The sequence below is a fragment of the Zobellella denitrificans genome (assembly GCF_002237365.1).
Lineage (GTDB): Bacteria > Pseudomonadota > Gammaproteobacteria > Enterobacterales > Aeromonadaceae > Oceanimonas > Oceanimonas denitrificans.
Map to the genome: position 1 here is coordinate 21,143 of NZ_NMUO01000051.1, position 6,088 is coordinate 27,230.

The 6,088-nt window shown below is 65.8% G+C and carries 4 protein-coding genes; 1 reads left to right on the plus strand and 3 read right to left on the minus strand.

Going from position 1 to position 6,088, the window contains the following annotated elements:
* Positions 1-46: 46 nt before the first annotated feature.
* From CGX12_RS11895 to CGX12_RS11905, 3 genes are all read right to left on the minus strand, one after another.
* On the minus strand, positions 47-289 hold the full coding sequence (locus CGX12_RS11895) for a GlsB/YeaQ/YmgE family stress response membrane protein (protein WP_094040097.1): 243 nt from the start codon (positions 287-289) through the stop codon (positions 47-49).
* An 18-nt stretch (positions 290-307) separates the two neighbouring features.
* Positions 308-3,364, minus strand: a complete 3,057-nt coding sequence (gene ydiJ, locus CGX12_RS11900) for a D-2-hydroxyglutarate dehydrogenase YdiJ (RefSeq protein WP_094040098.1) — start codon at positions 3,362-3,364, stop codon at positions 308-310.
* A gap of 249 nt (positions 3,365-3,613) precedes the next feature.
* A complete protein-coding gene (locus CGX12_RS11905; RefSeq protein WP_094040099.1) occupies positions 3,614-4,423 on the minus strand; it encodes a helix-turn-helix transcriptional regulator in 810 nt (269 codons plus the stop codon).
* Positions 4,424-4,536: 113 nt separating this feature from the next.
* On the opposite strand from CGX12_RS11905, the gene tyrS reads away from it, so the two are divergent.
* The gene (gene tyrS / locus CGX12_RS11910) at positions 4,537-5,811 is read left to right on the plus strand and encodes a tyrosine--tRNA ligase (protein ID WP_094040100.1); all 1,275 of its coding nucleotides are present in this window, start codon (positions 4,537-4,539) and stop codon (positions 5,809-5,811) included.
* Positions 5,812-6,088: the final 277 nt, after the last annotated feature.

The following is a 6,088-nucleotide window of genomic DNA, read 5'->3' on the forward strand; positions in this document are numbered from 1 at the left end:
AGGCGCCTCACGCCCAACGCCTCTCCCCTCAGGCTTCACATCACCGCTAACGCCGGGCGATTTTGCCGACCACGAAGATCAGCAGCACGGCGCCGATCACCGACATCACCAGCGAGCCGATGATGCCGGTGGCGGCCAGCCCCAGCAGGCGGAACAGCAGGCCGCCGAGAAAGCCGCCCACCAGGCCGACGACGATGTTGCCGAGCAGGCCAAAGCCCTGCCCTTTCATCAGGTTGCCCGCTATCCAGCCGGCCAGGCCGCCGATGATCAACCCCCATAACAGACCCATATGCTTCTCCTTGTTGCCTTACGTCAACAAGCTTAGCAGAGCCTGCACCGGATGCTTGACCGGCTGCCCTTCCATCCGCTTGACCTGGCTGCGGCAGGAGAAGCCGGTGGCCAGGCAGCGTTCCCGGGGCAACCTGCCCATGGGCTCGGCCCAGCTCAGGCCATAGAGGGTCCTGGAGCCTTCCAGGTTCCTGGTTTCGTGGCCGTAGGTGCCGGCCATGCCGCAGCAACCCACCGCCACCGGCTCGAGCCGGGCGCCCAGGTGGCCGAAGATCCTGCCCCAGTCCTGGTGGGTGGCGGGCTTGGCGGTCTTTTCGGTGCAGTGGGCGAACAGGTACCAGGGCTCGCCGGCCGGCTGCCGGGCCGGGATTTGCTCCAGCACCCGCAGCAGCCACTCCTGGGGCAGCAGCACCTCGAAGTCGCCCCGGGCCGGGCCCAGGATCTTGTCGTATTCGTCCCGGTAGCAGAGCACCAGGGAGGGATCCACCCCCATCATGGGAATGCCGAGCCGGGCCAGCTGGTTGAGGAACTGGGCGCTGTCGGCGGCCATGGCGGCGAAACGGCGCAAAAAGCCTTTCACATGAGCCGCCTTGCCGTTGGGCTTGAACGGCAGCACCACCGGCGCGAAGCCGAGCGCCGTGGCCAGGCGCACCAGATCGAACACCACCTGGGCATCGTAGAAGGAGGTGAAGGGGTCCTGCACGATAAGCACGGTTTTCGCCTTCTGCTCCGCGCTCAGGCCCTGCAGCCGGGCCAGGTCGAACTGGCCGGCCGGGCCGTCGGCCAGCAGGGTCTTGAGGCTGGGGTTGCTCACCAGCGGCATGTCCACCATGCCAAGCCAAGAGGCGGCGCCGCGCTTGACCCACTGGTTTTTCATCACCGGGTTAACCAGGCCCGGGGCTTTCGCCATCCAGGGGGTGTAGCTTTCCACCCAGGACACCAGGTAATCCTTGGGCGGGCGCTGGTAGCGCTGGTGGTAGAGCTGCAGGAAACGGGCGCGGAAGGTGGGCACGTCCACCTTGATCGGGCACTGGCTGGAGCAGGCCTTGCAGGCCAGGCAGCCGTCCATCGCCTCCTTCACCTCGTGGGAGAAGTCGTATTCGCCCCGGCGCCTGGCCAGGGTGTGCTTGATGCGCTCCACCATGCCCTTGACGCTGGTGCCCCGGCTCATCACCGCCGCCTCTTCGGCCATGGGATCGAAGCCCTGGGCCGAGAGCTGGCGCAGCCATTCCCGCACCAGGCCGGCCCGGCCCTTGGGGGAGTGGCGCCGGTCGGCGGTGAGCTTCATCGAGGGGCACATGGGCGAGCGCACCTCGAAGTCGAAACAGAGCCCGTTGCCGTTGCAGTCCATGGCCTGGGTGAAGCCGTCACGCACGTGCACCGGGATCTGCCGGTCGAAGAAGCCGCGCTTGGTGGCATCCACCGACACCAGTTGCTCCAGGCTGTCCAGCGGGGTGCAGATCTTGCCCGGGTTGAGACGGTTGAAGGGATCGAAGGCCGACTTGATGCGGCGCAGCTCGGTAAAGAGCGTTTCGCCGAAGAACACCGGGCTGTATTCGGAGCGGTAGCCCTTGCCGTGCTCGCCCCACATCAGGCCGCCGTATTTGGCGGTGAGGGCGTTGACCTGATCGGAGATGCGGCGCAGCATCACCTCCTGCTCCGGGTCGGTCAGGTCCAGCGCCGGGCGCACGTGCAGCACGCCGGCGTCCACATGGCCGAACATGCCGTACTGCAGACCATGATCGTCGAGCAGCTGGCGGAATTCCATGATGTAGTCGGCCAGGTGCTCGGGCGGCACCGCGGTGTCCTCCACGAAGGCCACCGGCTTCTTGCGACCCTTGGCGTTGCCGAGCAGGCCCACCGCCTTCTTGCGCATGGCGTAGATGCGGTTGAGGGAGGCCAGATCGTCGCACCGCTGGTAGCCGATGATGCCCGCCTCGCCCCGTTTGATAAGCTCGTCGAGCCGGGCGCAGAGGGCCTCGACCTTGTCGCGCTGGGCGGCTTCGTCCTGGTCGGCGTACTCCACCATGTTGAGGCCGTCCATCACCTTGCCCGGCACGTCCCGGATCAGATCGCTCACCGAATGCCAGATGATGTCTTCCCGCGCCAGGTTGAGCACCCTGGAGTCGACGGTTTCCACCGACAGCGCCTTGGCCTCCACCATCAGCGGGGCGTTGCGCAGGGCGGACTGGAAACTGTCGTACTTGACGTTGACCAGGGTACGGTATTTGGGAATGGGGGTCAGATCCAGCCAGGCTTCGGTGATAAAGGCGAGCGACCCCTCGGAGCCGCACAGGATACGGGTCAGATCCAGGGTATGGGTATGCTTGTCGTAAACATGTTTGAGGTCGTAGCCGGTCAGGAAGCGGTTGAGTTTGGGGAAGCGCTGCTCTATCTCGCCCGCGTGCCCGGTTACGCTGTGGTAGACGCAGCGGTACAGCTCCCCTTCCCGGCTGTCTTCCTCGAGCTTCTGGTCCAGCGCCTCGCCGGACACCGGCCCGGTTTCGATAAGGGTGCCGTCCACCAGCACGGCGGTCACCCCCAGCACGTGATCCGAGGTCTTGCCATAGACCAGGGAACCCTGGCCGGAGGCGTCGGTGTTGATCATGCCGCCGATGGTGGCCCTGTTGCTGGTGGACAGATCCGGCGAGAAGAACAGATCCTGGGGGGCCACCAGCTGGTTGAGCTTGTCCTTGACCATGCCGGTCTGTACCCGTACCCGGCGCCCCTCGGCATCCAGGGTCAGCAACTGGTGCATATGGCGGGACAGGTCGACCACGATGTTGTCGTTGAGCGACTGGCCGTTGGTGCCGGTGCCGCCGCCCCGGGGGGAGAAACGGATATCCCTGTAGGCCTCCTTGCCGGCCAGGGTCAGCATCACCACCAGATCCTGGCTGGAGCGGGGAAACACCACCGCCTGCGGCAGGCACTGGTAAACGCTGTTGTCGGTGGCCACCGCCAGCCGGCTGGCGTAACTGCGCTCTATGTCACCGCGAAAACCGCTGTCGGCCAAGGCCTCGAGAAACGAAAAATAGGTGGGGTTTATCTGCTGCTGCAGATCAATCCTTGGGATCATAACGATCTGTCCCCTTTGAATCCTGTATCAGTGCGCCCAGAAGAGGCGGCCATTATACACGCCTATGGGCCCCGGGGGCGAGGGGCTACTGTTGCCTGCCCCTTGACAAAGGGCATCACCGCCTCGCGGTAAAGGCGCCAGCATACCCCGCTCCGACCGCGGGCTTGGACGGATAAATCCGACCGGAACGGCAACATAAGCGACACCGGCCGGGGAATTCCCGGCCCCGGCCCGGCGCCAGCGACGGCCTTATCCTTCCCTTCGACCGGACTCGCCGTCACCGGTGATCAGGTGGTTGAGAAAAAGCGCGAACAGCGCTGCCCGCGAGTCCACCCCGAACTTGGCGTACAAATGCTTGCGGTGGTTTTTGACCGTGCCCTCGCCGATGCCGAGCCCGGCGGCGATGGCGCCGTTGTCGAGGCCCTGTACCAGCAAGGAAGCCACCTGTCCCTCGCGCCGGGTCAGTCTGGCCCGGCCGAAACTGGCCAGGGCCGCCTGCACCCGGCGGTCCATGTCGGCCGCACCGGGCGGCGACAGCGCCAGCGGACCGATGCCACCGGGCCAGTGCCGCCGGCACAGGGCCCCCAGCAAGGGGAGACGGCGGCGCAGCTCCGCCTGCTCCGCCGGGGTGAAGGGTCTGGCCTGCAGGCGGCCAAAAAAGATCATCAGCCACTGGCCGTCGTTGAGCCTGATCACCAGCCCCAGCTCCTCCTGCCAGCCGGTGTCCCGATAGAAGGCCGCCAGATAATGGGGCGCCATGCCCTGCGCCGCCGCCAGTGCGCGCAGCGAGTAGACGCCCTCGGCCAGGCCGGCGCTCAGCGCCCGGCAGAAGGGATCCTCGGTGTAAAGGCCGTTCAGGTACTGCTGAAACAGCAGCTCGCGCCGATGCCGCAGGTTGTCGTACAGATACAGCGCGCGGCCCCCGGTGCGATAGCCCACCATCAGCAGGCAATCGCACCCGAGCAGGGTTTCCAGCAGGCGGGCCAGCGCCCGGGGAAAGGCGGCACCGCCCAAGGCATCGATCGCCCTGGCCAGCAGGGCTTCGTCCAGGTCTTTCATCGCTATTCTCTCCGGAGGTTGGAGCCGACGATTATCGCAAACTGTCCCATAAAGGACATAGCTGGCCGGCCGCGTCCGGAGCAGGATCGGGCTTTTGCCAACGGAGTCTTCCCATGGATACGACCGGTTCCTCCTTGCTCGACGAGTTGCAACGGCGCGGCCTTATTGCCCAGTTGTCCGATCCCGCCGCCCTGGCGGCGCACCTCGACGCCGATGCCCGCACCCTGTACTGCGGTTTCGATCCCACCGCCGGCAGCCTGCACATCGGCCATCTGGTCCCCCTGCTGATGCTGCGCCGCTTCCTGGGCGCCGGCCACCGGGTGGTGGCCCTGATCGGCGGCGCCACCGGCATGATCGGCGACCCCAGCTTCAAGGCCAAGGAACGCAGCCTGAACAGCGCCGAGGCGGTGCAAGGCTGGGTGGACGCACTGGGTGAGCAGATAGGCCGGTTGTTGGGTGCGGACGGCAATGATCGGGTGCAACTGGTCAACAACCGCGACTGGCTGGCCGGCATGGACGTGCTCGGCTTTCTGCGGGACCTCGGCAAGCATTTTTCGGTGAATGCCATGATCGCCCGGGAATCGGTCAGGCAACGACTGGCCCGCCCCGAGCAGGGGCTGTCGTTCACCGAGTTTTCCTACTCCCTGCTGCAATCCTACGACTTCGCCGTGCTCAACCGGGAGCGGGGCTGCAGCCTGCAGATCGGCGGCAACGATCAGTGGGGCAACATTACCAGCGGCATCGATCTCGTGCGCCGGCTCAACCGGCAGCGGGTATTCGGACTGACCCTGCCGCTCATCACCAAGGCGGACGGCACCAAGTTCGGCAAGACCGAAAGCGGCACCGTCTGGCTGGATCCGACCAGGACCTCGCCCTACGCCTTCTACCAGTTCTGGCTGAACACCGCCGATGAGGATGTCCATCGCTTCCTGCGTTACTACAGCTTTCTCCCCCTGGTGGAGATAGCCGCCATGGAGGCGGAGGACCGGCAAGGCGGCAAGCCCCGGGCCCAAGGGGTGCTGGCCCGGGAGCTGACCCGGCTGGTGCATGGCGAGGAGGCGCTGCGAGGTGCCGAACGGATAAGCTCGGCGCTGTTTTCCGGGGAGTTCGGTCGACTGAGCCCGGCCGAGTTCGCCCAACTGGAGCTGGACGGCATCCCCCTGACCCGGGTGGAAGCCACGGGTTCGCTGGTGGAGCTGGTGGTCGCAGCCAAGCTGGCCGGCTCCAACCGCCAGGCGCGGGAACTGATCGCCCGGGGCGCCATCAGCGTGAACGGCGTCCGGGCCGGAGGCGACAGCCTGGCCGGCATTGCTCCCCTGCACCACCGCTACCTGGTGCTGTGCCGGGGCAAGAAGCACTTCCACCTGCTGAAGTTCGACCCGGCCTGAATCCTGGAGCACCGTTCAGCTCAAATATTGACCAATCGGCTATTTGTTGTCTGTTGCGACACAGAGAAGAGTCAACAGGGCGACCTCCGCCGACACGCCGCAAGTACGTCCCTGTAGGCTCGCACCTGCCATCCCTGGCAGGTGACGGTCGGAGGAGTAGTGCCCTTTGGCCGACAGACTACACCTCGTCAGAAGTCATCGACAAAGGGGAAAGGCGCTGCCTAAGTTTTAAACTGTTCGGTACTCTAGCGGCCGCGCCGCCCGGCGCTGCTCCGTT

Bases quoted from the DNA above. Each gene is read 5' to 3' on its own strand.
- CGX12_RS11905 (WP_094040099.1), bottom strand. From the start codon at position 4,423: ATGAAAGACCTGGACGAAGCCCTGCTGGCCAGGGCGATCGATGCCTTG.
- ydiJ (WP_094040098.1), bottom strand. From the start codon at position 3,364: ATGATCCCAAGGATTGATCTGCAGCAGCAGATAAACCCCACCTATTTT.
- CGX12_RS11895 (WP_094040097.1), bottom strand. From the start codon at position 289: ATGGGTCTGTTATGGGGGTTGATCATCGGCGGCCTGGCCGGCTGGATA.
- tyrS (WP_094040100.1), top strand. From the start codon at position 4,537: ATGGATACGACCGGTTCCTCCTTGCTCGACGAGTTGCAACGGCGCGGC.